The following is a 22,454-nucleotide window of genomic DNA, read 5'->3' on the forward strand; positions in this document are numbered from 1 at the left end:
CAAATGCCCGAATATTTGTACATTATCTATAGCCCATGGGTAAAAGCCAAGCTCTAATGGTACATAGTACTTTTGTTCTGCAACGCCAGACCTGCTCCCGGGCAGCCAAACTAGTTGATAGGTTTAGAGTAATAATTTTAAGTTACATGAAATAGCGATGCAGCACGTAATAATGAATTACCGTAAGGAGAGGGGAGCCAAACTAGTCGATAGGTTTAGAGTAAGAATTTTCAGTTATATGAAATAAGGCACCCCAATCCGGCGGTTACGTCTTAGGGGGTTTCTCCCATGAGCGACTGCATCGCTAGATCCTCAGATCGGGAAATGGAGAGATGGGGAGAATTATCCCGGAAATTATTGTATATTTTGATACATATTTTGAGGAGTTTCTACGCAATGAAAGTACATACTCGCCCCAATGTTCACAAACCTACCCTTGTGAGGTAGGAATCCCCCCTTGCCCCCCTGCCGCGCGGAAGGGGGGAATAAAATTGACTGTACCTCATAAGTACGAGAAACGCTATAAACCCGATAAACTGGTGATTAAGACAAAAGGCAAAAGACATCAATGAAAATATTAAATTTTAAATTGCCATTAACCATAAACCATTAACCATTGCCTAATCCCTAAAGAAGCCACTTAACTTGATTTTAGATCAATTTGGTGAATCGCCTGTAACCGTTGTTACCTCTGCAGGCTTGCCATCTTTCCCTTCTACTTTCCCATTATAATGGTTCTTTAATCCTTGAATTTCTTTTTTTACCTGATCCAGCTCCTCTTTAATAGCCTGAGTTTGTTCTTCGAGAAGCTCGTTCATAAAGTTTTCCACAATATTTCGTATGGGTCGCCACAATTGTTGCCAACGTTGGTGGTCTTCCTCAAGTAACTGCAAATAGGCATCACTACCGTGGGGAAACGGAATGCCACCCAAGAATTCTACAGCTCCGCCAAAATCCACAGACACACCCTGGGAACCCAGCCCCATCACAGTGTGTAACTCTCCAACAGGACTACAGTTTGATAGGTACAAGTTCCCAACTCGCAAACCATTCCCAGCCAACATATTTAAGGGGAAGGGTGGCGGAAGTGGCATACTAGGAGCTATATCCAATAAATTTTCCACGCGATGGGTCAGCCCCTTACCGATTTGTCGCTCGTAGTAGTTGGCAAATGACTCATTCCCTACTTTTGGTGCGCCAATCGTGTAGACTTTGAGCATAACAGCCGAACCAAAGTAACGCCGCAAAGCATTAGCACCCAGGAAGGCTAAGGACCCCCCTAAACTATGACCAGTGACATAAACTTCCACTGGCTCCTTGAGTTCTTCGAGTGCTAGCACCCTACTTTGTTGAAAATCTAAAATGTCTGTTAGCTCGTCATCATTACCCAGTTCCTCATCTGCCACTGCTTCCTCAATCAGTGCTCTGGCTGCGAGCTCAAAATCATTACCGAGTCGAATTGCTCCAGCATCGGCGATGGCTGTGATGCAGGCAAACTGCCTTTCATAAGTCATCTGGTGCATCTTGTCAAAATCTTTGGGTCTAAGCTTACCTAGTAAGGTCTTAAAAAAGATTTCGAGTTGATCACAAACGGATTCAGAGGCTTCCAAAAATCCTTTAACCACTTTAATTCTTTTATCAGTGACAGAACCGTAGTTGACTAAATCCCAGTCAAAGTCAGATACCAGGTCTGTTAGTTCAAAAGCCCCGCGATCGGTCACGATTGAGCCTCGGAAAACCACGGTATACTGATGACCAGTTGTTTTTTTGGCAATAAATCCACGCACATTGCTTTCATCATTGCGGATGCTGTGGACAAATTTCCAGTCTTGAGAGCGGTAAAGGGAATTGTAGATTTCTTGAATTTCTATGTCGTTGACATTCCCATCATCATACTGGTATACCGAGTAGATTTGCTGGCAAAATTTGGTCATTAATATGGCTTCATGAAAGCTAAAACCACTTTTGATATTCTGGGGCATATTCATAGTTTATTGACCTCCTGAGCTTATTCAGATCTTGGCACACTTTTTTGAGCCGTAAAATTATAGCAGTTTGCTGTAGGTTAAATATATAGCAGTTCTCAATTGGGTCAGGGACTTTTGTGCTGGGTTAATGGCAGTAGGGAGTAGCGATGCAGCGAGGTCTTGGGGGTTCCCACGGGGCTTTCAAGGTCTTCGCAGGTGACCCACGCAGCCCCTCCCCGATGATCAACTGGCGTGGTTTCCCCCACTCGCGCTTTGCATCAAGACATTGATTTTCAACTTTGAGATGCACCCAAACCGCACACCCCACACCCCACACCCCACAGTCACGTCTTTGTTAAAAAGCTACCCTGATGAGGGCTCTGGCGCGGGGAGGGGGGTAGTAAGAAAAAATGCTGTTTATCTCACTCGTGATCAGAATTGCTATATATCTTACTTAAGCAAATTATTTAGCTTTTTAGCTAACACCTTAACATGGGGTTGCCGGAGTAGATTAAGGTGATGACCGGGAATAAGATGAGTTTCTACCTCCTGAGTCGAGAACTGACTCCAACCTAAGGTGGGGTCTTGAGGATTTGAATTCCAAGCTTTGCTGGTTCGTAATAAAGTAATTTTACCAGTATAGTGCTTAGGAGTATAACCAAATAGCGCCTGGCTATTCCCTTGTATAACTCGAAGCAATGGACGACCAGAACGAATAAGAGAGTTGATTCTCTTTAAGACTTTACCAGCGGTTTGGGGTTGATTTTCTGACTGTATAGATGGTAAACCATCTTGATAAAATACCCTGACGTTAGCTTGGTTTGGGATTTTAACATAATCATAGACATAGGGCCAAATTTGAGGCAAGGCTTGTGTGAGTAAAAACTGAAAGCCAACATACAACTTAGTTAGTTTACTCGTTGAATTGGGGGGCAAATCAATCAAAATAAGACGAGCAGTCACTTCCCCAAGTTCTTCTAACTGTCTGGCCATTTCAAAAGCAATCAAAACGCCCAAAGACCAGCCCCCTAAGTAATAAGGACCATCAGGTTGAACTGTCCTGATCGCTTTAATATAGTAAGACGCCATTTCCTCGATACTAGTTAAGGGGTTTTCATTTTCCATAAACCCTAGGGATTGAACTCCGTAAAACGGTCGGTCTTTTCCTAGAAGACGTGCTAACTCAAAATAGGGAAAAACAACTCCTGCTATAGGAGGAAGGCAGAAGAAAGGAGATTTATTACCTTCTGGTTGTATAGGAATGAGACAGGGGAATAAGTCAGATGGAGAATCACTAGGCTCGGAAATTGTTGTTGGTGATTCAATCGTAGCCTGAGGGGTATTTTGATGATCTGCTTGGGAAAGGTCTTCCGGAGCAGCTAATTTCATTTCTGACTTTTGATTGATGGCATTATTCCTTAAAGTTAGTTGCTGATTAATTTCTGTTCCTAAATCAGCAATACTAATTCCCTCTACCAACTGCACAATAGGGATATCTACACCCAACTTACTTTTAACTCGATTACGCAATTCTAAAGCCATCAAGGAATCCAGTCCCATTGTAGTTAAAGGCTGTTGTAGGTCAATGGTCATGTCTCCCATTCCTAACACCGTAGCAATTTCAGATTGAAGGTGACTTGATAAGATAGTTTGCCGTTCACTTTTTGAAGCAACTTCTAGTTGAGATATAATTTTATCCTGTTTTAGCTCTGTTGCCGCTTTTTGGGTAGCAGTAAACCCCTCTAAAAAGGGTAGTTTTACTCCATTAGGGAATTGGGTTAAAAATTGATTCCACTCAATTGGTACTACCCCAACTTCTACCGCTGAAATACTTATTAATAAATCCAAGGCTTCTAACACTTGAGAAGGAGATATCGGATTAATTCCTTTTTGTCTTGCTCTACTATCTGCACCAGTTTCAACAGCTAGTCCTACCTTAGATACAGCTCCCCAATTGATACTCAAACCAGGTAATCCTATGGTACGACGGTAATAGGCTAAGCCATCCAGAAAAGCATTAGCCGCAGCATAGTTACTTTGACCAGGGGAACCAAATAAAGAAGCAGCAGAAGAAAATAAGATAAAGAAGTCTAAGGGCTGATTTTGGGTTAACTGATGTAGATGCCATGCTCCCTGCACTTTCGGGTTCATTACCTTAGTAAAGTTAGACCAGTTTTGCTGTTGCAAGACTCCATCTTCTAATACAGCAGCACAATGGATAACTCCGGTGAGAGGCGGTAAAGATTGCTCAATTTTAGTGACCACTTTAGTCATTTGTTCAAGGGAAGACACATCGGCTTTCTCGATTACTAGATTGGCTCCCGCTTTTTTTAGCTCTGTTAATTGATTCTGGGCAAATTCTTTGGGGCTACTGCGTCCTACTAAGACTAAATGCTTGGCTCCTTGCTCTACCATCCAACGAGCTATGACTAATCCTAATCCTCCTAAACCACCAGTAATCAAGTAAGTTCCGTCTTCTGGGAAGTTCAACGGCATTTCGGTGGCGGTATCGGTTGGTTGTCCGGTTTGAGTAACGATAATTTTGCCAATATGTTTGGCTTGCTGCATATAACGAAAGGCGCTGACTACTTCTTCCATCGAGAAAACTGTCAAGGGAGGTAATTTGAGCAAGCCCTTGTTGAACTTGTCAATCAGTTCCTCTAACAGAGACTTGATTAATTGAGGTTTGTCTTGAGATACTTTAGCTAAATCAAGCACTGAATAAGAGATATCTGACCTGAGAGTTGCCATCTCAGTTGATTCCCAAACTCCCCGCTTGGCAATTTCTACAAAACGACCTTGAGGACTTACAACCGATACACTTTTAGCAATAAATTCTCCAGAAGTCAGAGAGTTAAGGACAATATCTACCCCCTTTCCTTGTGTTTTATCCATGATCTCGGCAGCAAACTCTAAGGTACGGGAATTCATGATCTGTTTAACTCCCATAGCTTTTAAAGCTTCCCACTTCGGAGAACTAGCAGTAGCAAAAACTTCAGCTCCAGCTTGCTGTGCAATTTGTACTGCCGCCATTCCCGTCCCTCCTGCAGCAGCATGGATTAAAATTTTGTCTCCTGGTGTGATTTTGGCTACATGGTGCAGTGCGTAATAGGCAGTTAAGAAATTAGCTGGAATGGCGGCAGCTTGCTCAAAGCTGAGAAAATCTGGTTTGGGAGCGACAATTGTAGCACTGAGAGTGACATATTGGCTGAAACTTCCTGGAGCCATAGCTATTACTGGCTCGCCAATTTTGAAGTTTTCTACTCCTTCTCCGACTGCTACAATTTCACCGGCACAATCCCCTCCCATTACTGCCCTTCCTGGATAAATATCCAAGGCGATCAGAACATCCCTAAAATTAAGTCCTGTGGCGAGAACTCTAATCTCTACTTCTCCTGGTGCGGGTGAACGTCTTGGTGTTGGTTCTAGGGTTAAATTTTCGAGGGTACCCCTCTGTGTAATTGTCAGTCGGAATGGCTGGGATGGCATTTTCAACAGTTGTGTTTCTGTTGCTATTGCCTGACTAGTTGGTATTAACCTTGGGACATAACGAGTGTCTTCTCTGAGAGCAACTTGATCTTCTGGCTCTTGTGACCAAATTTCTGCCCATAATGCTTCGGCTTTATCCAAAAAGCTTTGATTGGGGTCTAAATCGATGCGAACACACTTAAGTTCCGGGTGTTCCAAACTGATTACTTTTCCCATCCCCCACACCGAAGCTTGAGCCACACCGGAAACCACTGGATTCTTTGGAGGGACAGGTTGAGCGCCTTGGGTAACTATCCATAATCTGGGGGGTTGGGATAAGTCGGCTTTCACTAATGCCTGTACTAAGGATAAGGTGGTTCCACAACCAATCTGGGATAATCGTTCTAATTCTTGCCCACTTAAGTTTTTCTGGTCTCCTACTTCCAAACTCCAGCACTGGATAACCCCATCTAAACTGGTTGAGTCGGCGGTTATTTTTTGCACCAGTCGCTGATAGTCTTCTGGTTGATGGGGATTAATCCTAAATTCTTCTGCTGTGACTTGTTGATAGGTTTCTCCTGCATAGACTAAGGTACATCTTTCTCCTTGAGCACGCAGTTGATGGGCTAAGTGTTGAGCTACTTGCTCAATGTCTGCTAAAATCAACCAATTTCGGGACTCTGATCGAGTGGCAGTGGTTAAGGTTTCCTCAGCTTGGGCAACGATGAGGGCCTGTTGAGAAACCACCTCTGAATTCTGTTGAGTCTCTGGCACAGTTACCACTAATGAAAAACCACCCAAGCGAGCTTTGGGTCGCCATTCCACTTCGTAGAAACAATCCTTAATTTTCGATGGGAGAGTTGGCAATAACAGTTGAGCATTTGCTTTCCTGACTTCAAGCCCATTTATCTGAGCAATGAGTTCTCCCCCCTCGTCAAATAACTCTATATCTGCTTTTAGGATTTGTGCTGAAGATAGTTGACCCCCTCGTACTGTAGTATGACACCAAAGCTGGCTCTGTTCCCAAGCACGGTAAAACGTGAATTTTTCAATGCTAAAAATAACAAAGGTTTCATCCCCATCTACTGTTAGTGTTAGAGTCAGGGCTGATAAGGATTGAAAGCACGCATCAATCAAAGTTGGGTGTAATTGATAGTCGGTGACATCTCCTAGGATTTTTGGCAATGTCATTTGGCATAAAACCTCGGCTTCTCCTAGCCATACCTGAGTAATCCACTGAAAACTCTCTCTTAATTGAAGGTGTTTATCCCAAATAGCTTGGTAAATTTCTTGAGGAGCTATTTCTTGCCTACAGCGCCCTTGAATCTCTTCTAACAAGACCCTTGAGGGGATATCATAATTAAGTGTAAGTTTTCCAGTTGCATGAACTGCCCAAGCACCTCTACTTTGATTTGTGTCTGAAGTGCCAACAGTTAGCAAGTCTGTAGCACCATCAAAACTAATCACTTGGAAGGCGTGATCTTTTCCTTGGGGAGTTAAGGCTACCTGAACAGTTCGTTCTTTTTTTTCTGTGAGGACTAGGGGTTGAGGAATGACAATTTCTTCTAATTGATATCCCTGAGTGGTAAAGCTTAAAGAAGCCGCTGCTAATACAAGAGAAATATAGCAAGCACCAGCTACCACAACTTGTTCATAAACGCGGTGGTCTGATATAAAGGGGAGGGCTTCAGTACTAAAGTATGACTCGAAAAAGCTCTCTTGCGATAAAGGAGATTGGAATTTTTTGTCGATTAGAGGATGAAGTTTGACTGAGGCAATAGGAATTGAGTTAGCCTGATTAGTTGTGTCAATCCAATAGCGTTGTCGTTGGAATGGATATGTCGGTAGCACTACCTTTTTACGAACATAATCACGGTCAAACCCTGACCAATCTACCTTGACTCCCTGCACATATAACTGTCCTAAACTAGACAGCATCTGCTGCCATTCTTCTACTCCCTCCCGCAACGATGGTAACCACACACCGAATTCTGCTGGGAGACACTGCCGCCCCATGCCTAATAAAATTGGTTTCGGTCCGATTTCTAGGAAGATTTCATAGCCTTGCTGGTGCAAGGTCTCCATACTTTGGGCAAACCTGACTGGTTCTAACACATGATTTACCCAATACTTGGCTGTGGCAATGGTCTTGTCGGCTCGAACTCCTGTAATATTTGATATTAGTGGAATAGTCGGTTGATGGTAGGTGATTTGATGGGCTACTGCTTCAAATTCTGCCAACATTGGTGCCATCAGAGGGGAGTGGAAAGCATGGGATACCTGTAGTTGTTTGGTTTTAATGCCAACTGATTCTAGGCGGCTGACAAGAGTTCTTACTGCCACAGATTCCCCTGAAATTACTATGCTTTCTGGTCCGTTGATTGCTGCAATGGTTACTTTCTGTGCCAGGGACATTCCATTCAACGTTTCTTGGACTTTCGACTCTGAGGCCATCAGTGATACCATCTCACCACCAGCAGGTAATTGTTGCATTAACCTGCCCCTGGCTGCAATTAGTTTTAGCCCGTCTTCTAAACTAAATACTCCTGCTACTGTTGCTGCTACATATTCTCCGACACTGTGACCCATGACTACATCTGGTTTAATGCCCCAGGATCGCCATAACTTAAATAGGGCATATTCTATAGCAAATAGAGCTGGTTGGGTATAAGCGGTTTGATCTAGTAGGGATGAACTGGAGTGATCTTTGTCTGCTAGATATAGCACCTTTAGCAGTGGATGTTCCAACTCTGAACCCAGAATTTGGTCACATGCGTCGATAGCTGCTGCGAATACTGGGGCTTGCTCATACAATTGCTGTCCCATGTTGATATACTGGGAACCTTGTCCTGTGAAGAGAAAGGCTACTAATGGTGAACTGGTATTGCTGGGAAGTTGTCCAGAAAATAATCCTGCTACCGCTTCGACCCCTTGGTGGTGAAGCAGTTTTTCAGCTAATTCCTGTTGGTTAGAGACGATCAGGGCTAGGCGATGGTTGAAGTGCGAGCGCCCTGTGTTGGCACTATAACAAATGTCTGCGATCGCATCTTCTATATGATTGTCTATATGATTATGATAACTATTAACTAAATCTTCCAGAGCTTTTGGAGTTTTTGCTGACAGGGTTAATAAATGAACAGGACGCTCTAAACAATCCTTGATAAGGGGGGTTTGGCTCTTGACTTGAATTGGTGCTTCTTCCAACACTACATGGGCATTAGTCCCACTCATTCCAAAGGAACTAACCCCTGCAATTCTGGGTTTCTCTCCACGAGACCAAGGTGTTGGTGAAGTAGGAACTACCAGAGGAAACTTATCCCAAGGGATGTGGGCATTTGGGGTAGAAAAATGCAAATGAGGTGGTATTTCCTGGTAATGTAGGGACAGCACTACTTTAATCAGACCTACTATTCCCGCTGCTGCCTCTAGATGACCGAGGTTAGTTTTTACACTACCAATCACTAAGGGATTAGACCGACTACGATTGGGGCATAATACAGATGCCAAAGCTCCCACCTCGATCGGATCTCCGAGAGATGTACCAGTACCGTGAGCTTCAATATAATTAATTTCCGTTGGCTCTACCTTAGCATTGGTAAGGGCTTGATGAATTAATTTCTCCTGAGCCATTTGATTAGGTACAGTTAACCCACTACTAGGTCCATCATGGTTAACAGCTGAACCTCGAATCACAGCCCAAATTTTGTCTCCATCTGCGATCGCATCCGATAGGCGCTTCAGGACAACTATGCCACAACCCTCACTACGGCTAAACCCGTCTGCACTAGCATCAAAAGTCTTGCATCTGCCATCTGGGGAAAGAGCTTTAGCTCTCGACAAAAAGATTGTTCCTTCTGGAAAGAGATTGAGGTTGACACCTCCAGCTATAGCTAAATTAGACTCGGTAGTTCGTAAGCTCTGACAAGCTAGGTGTACTGCTACTAAAGAAGAAGAACAGACAGTATCAATAGCCATATTGGGGCCTTGTGACCCTAGAAAAAAGGAAAGTCGTCCTGATGCAAAAGACAAACCGTTTCCTGTGCCATCATAGATACTCAGCTGTTCATGGTAATTGGAGTCTGCTAATCGCAATCTGCTATATTCGGTTTGTGTGATACCAAAAAAAATTCCTGTCTGGCTATTTTTCAAGTTTTGGGGCACAATTCCAGCATGTTCTAATGCTTCCCAACTCACCTCTAACAGTAAACGCTGCTGAGGGTCAAGGCTAAGAGCTTCTCTGGGAGAAATGCCAAAGAACCCTGGATCAAACTTATCTATATCATGTAAAAATCCAGCATTTCTTGTGTAAACTTTGCCAGGAGTTTCTGGATCAGGGTCATAGTATTCATCGATATTCCAGCGGTCTAGTGGAACTTCAGTTATAGCATCCACTCCATTACGTAAAAGATGCCAAAACTGTTCGGGAGTTTTTGCTTCTCCAGGAAAGCGACATCCCATACCAAGAATAGCTATAGGTTCATTTTTTTTATACTCTAAATCCTTCAATTTAGACTCCAAAGCTTCTAGCTTGATAAGAGCCTTTTCCATTAAGGGTTTATAGTCAATACTTCGGCTACTTTCTTTCATCATTTTTTTATTCCAAATCTTCTATTTTTTGAGCAAGTAATTTGGCCATCTCATCTTCAGACATTTCTTGAAAACGAGATGATGACGAAGTTTCTTCCTGTACTTTCTTCTCTTTATCCTCTAAGGTAACCGAAAAATAGTTGGCAAACACCTCAGTAGTCAGATAATCTATCAATGCTGCCAAATCCGGATATTTAAAAGTTAAAGTAGAGGGTAAATCACATTCTAAACTTTTCTGCAAACGATTCCTGAACTCCACAGCCATTAAGGAATCCATTCCTAAGTCAAAAAATCCTTGTTTTAAATCAACCTGTTGAGATGAATTTAAGCCCAATACCTCAGCTACTTGACGACGAACATGAGCAACTAAAATTTCTCGTCGTTCACTGGGTACCGCTGTTTTCAACTGTTGTAAAAGCGAGCATTTCAAGGATTCAAAAGTATGGTCATAAGCGTGGGTGGTTTGATGCCAATCTGATAAAAATAGCCATTGTGCAACTCGGTCTTGCCACGCCGACCACTTAATAGGTACTACCCCAACCTCCACATTTGAACTACTCATCAATAGCTCCAGTGACTCTAATACCTGAATCGGATAGATCACACCCATGCCTTTTAGCTCTGCCAGATCTGCACTACGCTCAGCTGCTACTCCCACTTGAGATACTGCACCCCAATGAATGCTCAATCCTGACAACCCCAGACCTCGACGATAATGGGCTAAACCATCCAGAAAGGCATTAGCTGCAGCATGATTTCCCTGACCGGGAGAACCAAACAAAGAAGCGGCAGAAGAAAACAGGACAAAAAAGTCCATTGGCTGGTTTTTGGTTAATTGATGCAAATGCCAAGCCCCTTGGACTTTGGGAGCCATCACTTTTTCAAAGCTAGACCAATTCTGGTTTTGGAGGATTCCATCAGATAACATTCCTGCCGAATGAATTACTCCTGCTAATGGTAGGTTGGACTGCTCGATGTTGGACATCACCCTTGTCATTGATTCAAGATCAGACACATCAGCTTTTTCTACTACTACAAAGGCTCCAGTTTGTTCTAATTCAGTTAATTTTTTTCGTGCCGTCTCGTCTGGGGAACTGCGTCCGAGCAATACTAAATGTTTGGCTCCTCGTTCTACCATCCAACGGGCAACTAGTAAACCTATTCCTCCTAAACCTCCTGTAATTAAGTAGGACGCATCGTCCCGGAAGCTCAAAGACACTTCTGCTTGAGCTTGACGACTACTCACTAAACGAGGCACATAACGAGTCTTTCCTCGCAAAGCCACCTGGTCTTCCTTATCCTCTGACCAAATTTCTGAGAACAGTTCCCATGCTTGATGCTCTAGAGTGTCCTGGGGGTCTAAATCAATTCGCACACAGTTGAGTTCTGGGTGTTCTAAGCTAATCACTTTTGCTAGTCCCCACACGGAAGATTGTACTACTCCTGGTATGAGCGCAGCCGTTTCAGGTACTGGTTGGGCTCCTTGAGTGACTAACCATAATCGTGGCGGTGAGGAGAATTCTGCTTTGACTAATGCCTGCACCAAGGATAATGTGGTGCCACACCCTAGTTGAGATAAGTTTTCTAACTCCTGAGAGCTGATGTTTTTACCAATTCCGGCTTCGGTGGTCCAACATTGCACTACTCCATATAAGGAAGGTAATTGGGCTTTTAGGTGAGCTACCAGTTGCTTAAATTCCTCTGGGTTGTGGGGGTTGATGGTAATTTCTTCGGCGGCGATTTGTTGATATTTTTCCCCAGCAAATACCAAGGTACACACTTGTCCGGATGAGCGCAGTTGAGTAGCTACTTTTTGGGCAATTCCCTGTTGGTCTGCTAGTATTAACCAACCCTTGGGTTCTGATGATGTCTTCTCTATGGTGGTTTCTTCTAGTTGAGCAATAATCACTGCTTGCTGGGACAAAACTGTAGGGACTCCATCAGTCTCTGGTAGAGTAACCACTTCGGTAAAACCTGTTTCCCTGAGCAATTGTTTCCATTTGCTTCTACTTAGCAGTGGATAGTCCCCTCGTAATTCTAGATCTTGGAATTTCCACCATCCTTCTAAGAGTCCGAAGATTAAGTCTACCCATCCCTGACGAGTTGTTGCCTCTAACAACACCAAGATTCCCCCAGGGGCTAATAATTGCCGAACATGGCATAGAGTTTGCTCTAAGGAGGTGGTGGCGTGCAGGACATTAGCCGCGATAATTAGGTCGTATTGATGGGCAATAAATCCTTGTGCAGTTGGGTCTTGTTCTATGTCGAGGGTTTGGTAGCTAACAAAGGGATAATCCCGGAATTTCTCTTGGGCAATGGCTGTAAATAAAGTACCAATATCCGTGAAGACATATTCGCTTTGGTCCGGTGGTAGATGAGGCAGAATATAGCTAGTTGTTCCTCCTGTCCCTGCACCTATTTCTAATAGTCTCACTCCTCGCTGTGGTGGTAACTTTTCCAAGGCAGTGGCGATCGCTTTCTCCACTAAGCTATTCATCACCTTCGCCCCGGTCGAGTCTTGATAGAGTTGGGTAGCAGTCGTTAAATCCCCTTCCGGAAATACTAATTGTACTGGGTCTATCGCTCCTCTGAGTACGGCACTCAATGGGGAGGCACAACGGTTGAGCAGGGTGAGTTCGGCTTGAGCTTGGGGATATTGACTTAGTAGCGTCTTGGTTTTTTCTGTGGGGTTGGTTTCTCCTAATTCTTGCTGTACTTGCCATTGCTCTTCAGTTTTCTTGAGGATGCCGACTTCCCCTAACATTTCTAGCAGACGGCTGAATAGTCGGTGATGGCTTGGTACGATTCTTATTTGTTGTATCGCTTCGATGGCACTAAAGTTTTTTCCGACAGGGTAAGACCAACCCATTTCCCGAAAAGCTTGTAAGACAAACTCCACACTCAATTTATCTAACTCCGTTAAGAGTTGACCATAGTTATCATTATCTGTTTGAGAACTTAATTGATCAAGGGTTGGCTTGAGTTTTTGACTAATTTCCACTAGAGAGGGCAGATAAGTCGGAGGTAGTAATCGCCCAAAACGACCTTTGTGTTGCCATTGGACTTCGTACAGACAATTGCTCAGGGCAAATGCTTCAGTTCCTAGTAAGCTTTCAGGGGTAGCTAGTTTGACTTGTAAGCCAAATAGGGTGGCCAGGATTTCGCCTTTTTCATTGACCAGGGTGAGTTGAGCTGTCCAATTTTCTTGAGTTTCAATGGTCACTGAGGCAATTGCCCATACAGACAGCCCCGGACGACTATATACTTTGAATTGCTCGATTCCGATGGGTAGATAAGTTTGGTTGGTGTTGGTTTGGGGTAGTGCATGGATCAGCACCTGTAGCGCCCCATCTAATAAAGCGGGATGGAACTGATAGTCTGTGACTTCTGGGAGTAAATCTGGGGATAACTCAATCTTACCTAGGGCTTGGTTTGACCCCTTCCACAGCTGTTGGATTCCTTGGAAACTGTTTCCGTACTCAATTCCTCTTTGTCGATAGTGTTGATAATGGTCTGGGATTTCTATGGGTTGACTACACTCGGTCAAGTATTTTTCTAGGTCAAAAGTAGCCACACCATTGTCCATTTCTGCGGCTCGAATTTTTCCATTGGCATGAAGTATCCACTGGGGTTCTTCTTGGTTCGGCTGTTGCTGTTGAGTAAATACTTGCCATTGGTAGGTTTGGTTTTCTGATGGAGTTAGTATAGTCTGAACTGTTTTTATTTCTCCTTCTGGTAAAATCAATCCGGTTGGGATGACTAGGTCTTCTACTACTAGATTATCAGTTTTAAAGCGGTTTACTCCTGCAGCTAGAGCTATTTCTAGATAGGCCGTTGTGGGGAATAGCGCCTGGCCAAATACTCGATGGTGCTTGAGGTAGGCTGGTTCATCTTCTGCTAATAAAGATTCAAATTGAACTTGTTGTGGCTGACCGGCACAATAGAACCTTTTACCCAATAAGGGGTGGAGATTTTTTTCGGTTGATAAATACGGTTTTTTGCGGTTACTCTTATTACTTTCTATCCAATACCGTTCTCGTTGGAATGGATAAGTAGGTAACACTACCTTTTGACGAGCATACTCTCGGTCAAACCCTGACCAATCTACCTTGACTCCGGCTACATATAACTTTCCTAAACTAGAAAGTATTTCTTGCCATTCTTCTACTCCTTCCCGTAACGACGGTAACCACACACCGAATTCTTCTGGCAGACACTGCCGCCCCATCCCTAATAAAATTGGTTTCGGTCCGATTTCTAGGAAGATTTCATACCCTTGTTGGTGCAAGGTCTCCATACTTTGGGCAAACCTGACTGGTTCTAGAACATGATTTACCCAATACTTGGCTGTGGCAATGGTCTTGTCGGCTTGAAATCCTGTGACATTGGATATTACTGGTATTTTGGGTTGATGGTAGGTGATTTGATTGGCTACAGTTTCAAATTCTGCCAACATTGGTTCCATCAATGGTGAATGGAAAGCGTGAGATACCTGTAGCCTTTTGGTCTTGATTCCCTCAGCTTCTAATTTGTCACAAATAGCACCAATATCTTCACTGGCTCCGGAAATCACTATACTTAATGGACCATTAATAGCAGCAATCGCTACTTTTTCTGTGTAGGGGGTAATCAGTTCACGGACTTTTGACTCGTTAGCCATCACTGAAACCATCTCACCACCACAGGGCAACTGTTGCATCAACCTTGCCCTAGTCGCAATTAGTTTCAGACCTTCTTCTAAACTAAATACTCCTGCTACGGTTGCTGCTACATATTCCCCCACACTATGCCCCATGACTACATCTGGGTTTATGCCCCAGGATTGCCATAACTTAAACAGGGCATATTCAATGGCAAATAGGGCTGGTTGGGTATAAGCTGTTTGGTCTAGCAGAGATGAACTGGAGTGATCTTTGTCTACTGGATAGAGAATTTCTAGTAAGGAAGTTTCCTGGAATGTTTCTGTACTACTGAGAATTTTGTGACATTGGTCGAGTGCTTCTCGGAATACAGGTGCTTGTTCATATAGCTTTCTTGCCATGTTGACATACTGAGAACCTTGACCGGTAAACAGGAAAGCTACTTTTCTTGAAGTAAGCTTTTTAGGTAATTCCCCTGAGAAGATTCCTGCTACTTCATTTTCTGCTTGGAATTGGAGCAGCTTTTCGAGCAATTCTGCTTGGCTTGAACCTACAACTGCTAGTCGGTGGTTAAAGTGAACCCTTCCTGTATTGGCAGTGTAACAAACATTTGCTATATCCAATTCTGGATTGGTGTCTAGGTGATGATGATAACGACCGACTAAATCTTCGAGAGCTTTTTCCGTTTTCCCAGACAAAGTTAATATATGGAGCGATCGTTCTATATCATCCTCACTGGTAACTTTTGACTTTTGACTTTTAACTTGAATAGGAGCTTCCTGCAATACTACATGAGCATTAGTTCCTCCTACACCAAAACAACTAATTCCTGCTCGACGGGGAGAGCCATTGCTTTTCCATTGAGACAGAGTGGTATTGACGTAAAACGGACTATTGGCAAAATCAATCTGAGGATTAGGTTGCTCAAAGTTCAGACTAGGAGGTATTAATCCGTGCTTGATAGCCAGCACAGTTTTAATCAATCCTGCTACCCCTGCTGCTGTATTCAAGTGCCCCACATTAGTTTTCAGGGAACCTACGGCGCAAAATTGCTTTTTCTGAGTGTGCTGAGAAAATGATCTTGTTAAAGCTTCAATTTCAATTGGGTCTCCTAACTCTGTACCAGTGCCATGAGCTTCTACATATGTGATCGTCTCTGCACCTACTCCAGCAACAGCTTGAGCTTCTAAAATAACTGCTGCTTGACCTTCCACACTAGGTGCAGTGTAGCCTAATTTTAAGGAACCATCATTATTAATGGCTGAACCCTTGATCACAGCATGAATACAATCTCCATCTGCTATTGCATCTTGGAGTCTTTTGAGCAATACAACTCCAACACCACTACCAAAAACTGTCCCCCGAGCTCTGGCATCAAAAGCTCGACAGTGACCATCAGGAGATGCAATCATTCCCTCTTGATATAAGTATCCGACCTCTTGGGGAATCTTGATGGAGACACCACCTGCAAGTGCCATATTACATTCCCCATTGAGTAAGCTTTTGCAAGCCAGATGAACTGCAACTAATGAAGTGGAGCAAGCTGTTTGAACATTTATTGCTGGTCCGGTGAGATTCAATTTGTAAGCAGCGCGTGTTGCTAGGTAATCTTTGTCATTCCCAATCATTTGTTCAAAGGAGCGATTACTTAGCACTATAAAACTTTGATCGTCAAGGTGAGACATTAAGTAAGTAGGCATCGCACCGCCAGCATAAACCCCTATGGAACCGTCATAAGTCTCTGGATTATAACCACTACTCTCTATTGCTTCCCAAGCAGATTCTAGGAAAAGCCTTTGTTGCGGGTCTATTGTTTTGGCTTCTCTTGGACTGTAGTTAAAGAAGTTAGCATCAAACAGATCGATGTCTGAAATCAGACCATTAACTTTGACATAGTTAGGATTATTAAGTAAATCAGTCCCGACTCCAGATTCTCCCAACTGTTGATCTGATAAATAGGAGATAGATTCCACACCATTTTTCAGATTATCCCAAAATTCTTCTATATTTTTCGCACCGGGAAAACGTCCCGACATTCCAATTATCGCAACATCATTATCATCCTGAGGTTTCTTTAACGGCTTAACTTGGCGCTTTTTACTTGATTGGGCTTCACCATTGCCCGTAATAAATTGACTTAATGAATGTACATTTGGGTGGGCAAGCAGGTCAACAATTTTCAACTTGATATCAAATATTTCTTGCAATTTGCTGTGAACCTGTATTAGGAGTATTGAGGTTCCGCCCAGTTCAAAGAAATTATCGTAAATTCCGACTTCTTCTATCTGAATAACCTCTTGCCAAATACCAGCGATTTTTTGCTCGGTTTCATTTTGAGAGGTAGTACTTTTGTCAGGTTCTCGCAACCTTTTACGGTTTATTTGGCCATCAGGTGTTAATGGGAGTGCTTCTAATTGAACAAAAGCGGAAGGCATTATTTGGCTAAGAGTTCCAAAGCGATCGCGCACCTCCAACTCTTGCAACTGACGAACAGGAAACTCTGTTGTTTTAGCAGAAAAATAAGCAGTTAACTGTTGTAAACTATGACAATCCCTGCTCAAGCGCTGTATCTGTAGATTACTCTGATCCAAACCCACTATCAGATTATTGTGATGATGACACAGAGCTGCCAATAAAGAATATATTCCTTGTGATGGTTTTATAACATGGTAACCTTTGAGACGGCTGAGTTCCTTGATTTGGTAACCACGACTCATACCCTTTTCATCCCAGATACTCCAAGCCAAACAATAGACTTGCTTCTTACCCTGAGCTTTTTGGCGATCACAGAAAGCTGTTTGAAAACTATTAGCTGCTGAATAGGCAGCTATAGCTGTAGCACCAAAGAAACCATATATAGATGAGAAATGGATAAACAAAGCATTAGCATTATCTTTGAGCAGCTGATCCAACACCCAAGTTCCTAAAACTTTTGGACGCAGCAATGCACTCATACTGTCTTGAGTTTCCGATGACAAGAGTTGTTCGTGGTACATTCCTGCCAGATGAATAACTCCATCTAGTTGACCTCCACCCAATTGAGATACTGCCTGAGCTACTACCTGTTGTAGCTGTCCTAAATTACAGATATCTACTGCTTGATATACTACTTCCCCTGGCAGTTGCTGCAACTTTTGGTACGCCAGCATTTTTTCCGAGAGCTTATCTCTTTCTTCCTGGGTTGGCTTCCCATTGTTTGGTTGCTCTATGTCTGTTCGACCTACCAATATCAGCCTTGCTTGGTAATGCTCTAAAATATACTTGGCAATTTCTACCCCGATTCCTCCGAGACCGCCACTGATTAGGTAAATACCTCCCTTTTTCAAGGGTAGTTCTTGTTGCGATTCTGATGCCAAATCCACTGCCCCTAGGCCTGAAACGAGGCGTTTTCCATCTCTGTAAGCTATTTCTATCTCTAGTTCATTGAAAACACTACAGAGTTCTTGCCAAATGTAATTCCCATTTACCTCTACCTCTGCTACTGGTAAATCTATATGAGTACAGCTTAACCAAGGCATTTCCTGGGGAATGGTTTGGAGTAAGCCTAATACCGTGGCTTTTTCATAAGCTATATTGTCTGTAGGTTGGACTGACTGAATGTAACTGCTGATAAAAAGTAACTGTACCTGATGTTGTGTACCTTGAACTTGCTCTAGGGCTTGAACTAAGTGTAGTAAACTAAAAAGTCCTTGGTAATGTGATTTTTCTAGGCTTTCTATGTCCGCAACTTCTTCGGTGTAATCCTGGTAGTGACCTAAATGTAAGATCCGCGAAATTGGTGTTTTTTTGACTGCTATGGACTCAAATAGCTTTCGATAATGCTGTCTATTTCCCGGAACTATAGTATAGTGGCGATCATTCCCTTGAGCAAAGCCTGAACCAAAATCAACTTGGATACAAGGTTGATCGTATTTATCTAATTTATTTGACAAAAAATCTCCTAATCCTAAGCAGTCAACAAAGACTAAAGTTAGACCTACCTGCTGAGGATAAGGGGAAACAATAGCTTCTTTAAGTAGCCAATATTTTTTGTAAAACCAGTTGGGAATTGTCCGGTTATTTGCCAATTGAATATCAATCGCTTTGATTGCTTCTTGACATTCCCCACCTTCCAGCATCCGTTTCAGTCTTACCCGTTGAATTTTACCGCTTGTTGTCTTGGGAAACTCTGCACCCGATATGGGTATTACATAAGTGGGAGTAATGCCTAGTTGAGATGATACTTCTCGCTGAATAGTTTTGATTAATTCAATGTTAGACTCTAGTTGTAGCTGTTTCGGTGTGAAGAAAATTGCTAGCCCTTCTGTCCCTGTCTCTGGTTGAGAGAAACTAACTGCTCCCGCAAAAGCCGGTTCTACTCCCTCAATGTTATTAACGATATCCTCAATCTCGTAGCAATAATAGTTAACTCCATTAATAATAATTAGCTCTTTTACTCGACCTGTTAATACCAGTTTTCCATCAATGATAAAACCTAAATCACCACTATTAAACCAGCCATCTCCTACAAATGCTTCTGAGTTAGCTTGAGGATTATTCAAGTAACCAGGAGTTACTACCTTGCCCTTGATTTGACATCGACCAATCACACCTTCTGGTAAGAGTTTATTGTTCTCATCGGTAATGCGAATTTGAACTCCTGGTACGGGAGCACCTACATCTGTAAATTCTATTACATCTGTATCAGTTGCCTCCCCTTTAATCAACTGTCCTCCTATGGAGAATTTTCGGATGCGATGGATAGCTGATTCAAAATCAAACTGATTTTGATAAGTGATGGCGGTACAAACTTCTGCCATGCCAAAAGCTGGCTGCATGGCTTGGGAAGGTACTCCAAAGGGAGCCACTAACCTTAGAAATTCTCGTACTACTTTAGGAGTTACTTGTTCTCCTGCATTCATGAAGAATTTCACCGAAGACAAATCCCAACTTAAATGAGAGACTTTTGATAGAGCATCACTTACTAACTTGAATCCAAAATTGGGTGTCCAGGTATGGGAAACTCGATACTTTTCTAGTAAATCTAACCAGACAATGGGGTTAGCTAACACCACATCTGTTGCCACTTCAATTTGCTGACAACCTAGATAAGTATCTTTGAAGTGACAGGTGAGGATGGGAGCGACATGATCTACTGGCAACCAATTGAGGGAAACATCTTCTTCCTGATATCCATTAAATTGTTGAGCAGCATGGATATGGGTGACAATACCTTGGTGAGTTTCTTGAATACATTTAGGTACTCCTGTGCTGCCTGAAGTTAATTGTAAGAATGCGACATCATCAGGTTGACTATGGTGAATTTCTTCGGTAGGTGGATAATTTATCATCCTTTGTACCGAGAAAACTTGCACTCCTGAGAGTGGGAGTAACTGTTGAAGATTTTGCAGTGGCTCGAGCAGGGATTCACTAGCTAATATTGGTGGATGTTCCAGTAATTCCCAGGTATTGTATAACTTTTTGACTACAGCATTTGGTTGTTTATAAGTTTTGGCTACAGCTACGGTTATTGGTTGAATTCCACCCAGAATACATCCCCAGAGTGCTGGAAAATAATCTCGCAGGCATTCGATTTGCAGTATGATTCGGTCTCCTGCTTTTAAACCTTGATGACGCAAACCATTTAAAGTGCATTTAGCTTCTGCCAGTAAACTACTATAGGTTTGGGAGACTTGTTTTTTATGGGAAAGGATATAGACTATTTCTTTTTGTTGACATCGAGTTGCTGTTTGAATTAGTGCTTCAGTTAAGGTTAAAGGTGCATCATCTGGAATTGTTAATGAACCACCATCACTGAATGCGGGTACAACTGGTGTCAGATTTTCTGGTTGAGATGCAACTTTTTCAAGGGACGGAACTTCTGTTGTTGTTGCAGAGAACATACCAGTGATAGATGCTTCTGGAACTAGATCTAATAGATGAACTGGTGGGGTTGCTTTGGTTTTATGGGGTTGGACAACTACTGCTGCTTGTTCTATTTGTGGGTGCGATCGCAGTTTTTCTTCCCAACGGGCGATCAAATCTGAGTCAATAACTTCTAAAGTACCTAAAACTGCTTCGTTTACTTGCCCTGATTCTGTCCGAGGTAAGGCAGATATGGGCACATAAGCACAAGGTAGCAAGTCAGGAGATAAATGATGCTGTAGGTATGAATTTATTTTCTCTATAGAAAAATTACCTGAAACAACCACATAAGCAACCTGTTGATTATCCCTGGTTAAAATAGCATAGTCCTGCACTTCGGGAATAGATTTTAATGCAGTTTCTACCAGAGCTTTTTTTCTTGACTGACTGTGGATATCTACTTGACGAACCTTCAGATTTTCTGACAATTTCAATTCATTAACTTTAGTCTCTGGAAAATGAAGACATTGTTCTATAATCAACAAATAAGATTCTATTAAAGCTGTAATAGTATCTTCCTCAAACAAATTAGCATTGTAAGTAAATAACCCCTTCAACTCTTGATTATCCTTTAACAAAGCAAAGAATAAATCTATGTCTGTAGGCAATTTACCATCTATTGTATTTGAGATACTAAAATTAGAATATTTTTGATTATTTTTATCATCGTCGATGTCAATATAATCAAATAAAATCTGAAACAAGCTTCTGTATTGTTGATAGGTTTGAGCGTCAATAAATTCCGCTACATAATTTAGAGGAATATGTTGGTTCGCATAAGCTTCTAGGGTAATTTCTTTAACTTTGTATAGTAATTGTTTGAAGGTCAAATTATCATCAATCTTTGCACGCAGTAAGATAATATCGGCAAAAAAACCGATGGCAGATTTAAGTTTGTGATGCACCCTGCCTGACACTGGAAAGCTAAGGACAATATCCTGTTTTAGCGAGTATTTAAATATCAATACATAGAATACTGAAAGAAATAAAACTACAGGAGTAATACTATATTGACTACTTAACTGTTGAACTGCAGTCAATGTAGTATTAGGTATATTAAAAGTTTTTTGTATACCTTTAAATCCTGGAGATAATTGAAAATTATCAACTGGTACTGGATATAAAGTAGAAACACCAGCTAATTGTTTTTTCCAAAAATTTAATCCTTTTTCTAATACCTCTCCCTGTAACCATTGTCGCTGCCAAACAGCATAATCGCCATATTGAATATCTAATCCCGTTAAGGGAGAGTGTTTTTTATCCAGAGAGTAATCATATAAAGTTAGGAGTTCCCTAATTAATAAATGAATTGATAAGACATCGATAATAATATGATGAAACACTAATATTAATACTGCATCTGTATCACTGAACTGTAGCAGTTTGAAACTGAATAGTGGAGCTTGAGATAAATCAAAGTTTTTTAGAGATTCTTGTGCAATATTTTCTTCAATAACATCTGTTATTTCATTTGTGCTTAAACCATGATAATTTTCAACGGAAATACTTATATCTAGCTCAGGAATAGGTACCTGAACCAAGGAGCCTTCTTTTAAGGCGAAACTTGTTCTGATAATTTCATGGCGACTAACAATTTTATTTAAGCTTTCTTGCAAAACTTGAATATCTATTAAACCTTCGAGCCGTATTGTTTGAGATATATTGAGTGCTGCACTATCTGGAATTAACTGATTTACAGACCAAAGACGTTCCTGTTGATAGGATAGAGTAAAATGTTCATTTCTATTAACAGAAATTAAAGGTATAGATTGAGCACTAAAATTGTGGCTTTTTTGCTGAATCAGCCGCAATAATTCGGTCTTATTTTGAGATATAATATCTCTAATTTCTGCTGTCAATGCCCCCTTAGGAGCGTTAATTTTTAGTA

At 42.0% G+C, this 22,454-nt stretch carries 3 protein-coding genes; all 3 read right to left on the bottom strand.

Annotated elements, in window-relative coordinates; translation table 11 throughout:
- Positions 1-656: 656 nt before the first annotated feature.
- Entirely contained in the window at positions 657-1,988 is a 1,332-nt protein-coding gene (locus tag F6K37_RS10545) for a lipase family protein (protein ID WP_287250000.1), read from the bottom strand.
- A 429-nt stretch (positions 1,989-2,417) separates the two neighbouring features.
- Positions 2,418-10,025, bottom strand: coding sequence for a type I polyketide synthase (locus F6K37_RS10550; RefSeq protein ID WP_287250002.1), 7,608 nt, complete (start codon positions 10,023-10,025; stop codon positions 2,418-2,420).
- A 4-nt stretch (positions 10,026-10,029) separates the two neighbouring features.
- Positions 10,030-22,446 carry a type I polyketide synthase gene (locus F6K37_RS10555; protein WP_287250004.1) on the bottom strand — a complete coding sequence of 4,139 codons (12,417 nt, stop codon included), beginning with the start codon at positions 22,444-22,446 and terminating at the stop codon, positions 10,030-10,032.
- Positions 22,447-22,454: the final 8 nt, after the last annotated feature.

It is taken from the genome of Moorena sp. SIO4E2, assembly GCF_010671945.1.
Classification (GTDB): domain Bacteria; phylum Cyanobacteriota; class Cyanobacteriia; order Cyanobacteriales; family Coleofasciculaceae; genus Moorena; species Moorena producens.

What these genes read in the sequence shown, in the direction of transcription:
- F6K37_RS10545 (WP_287250000.1), bottom strand. Translation starts at nt 1,988, where the DNA reads ATGAATATGCCCCAGAATATCAAAAGTGGTTTTAGCTTTCATGAAGCC.
- F6K37_RS10550 (WP_287250002.1), bottom strand. Translation starts at nt 10,025, where the DNA reads ATGATGAAAGAAAGTAGCCGAAGTATTGACTATAAACCCTTAATGGAA.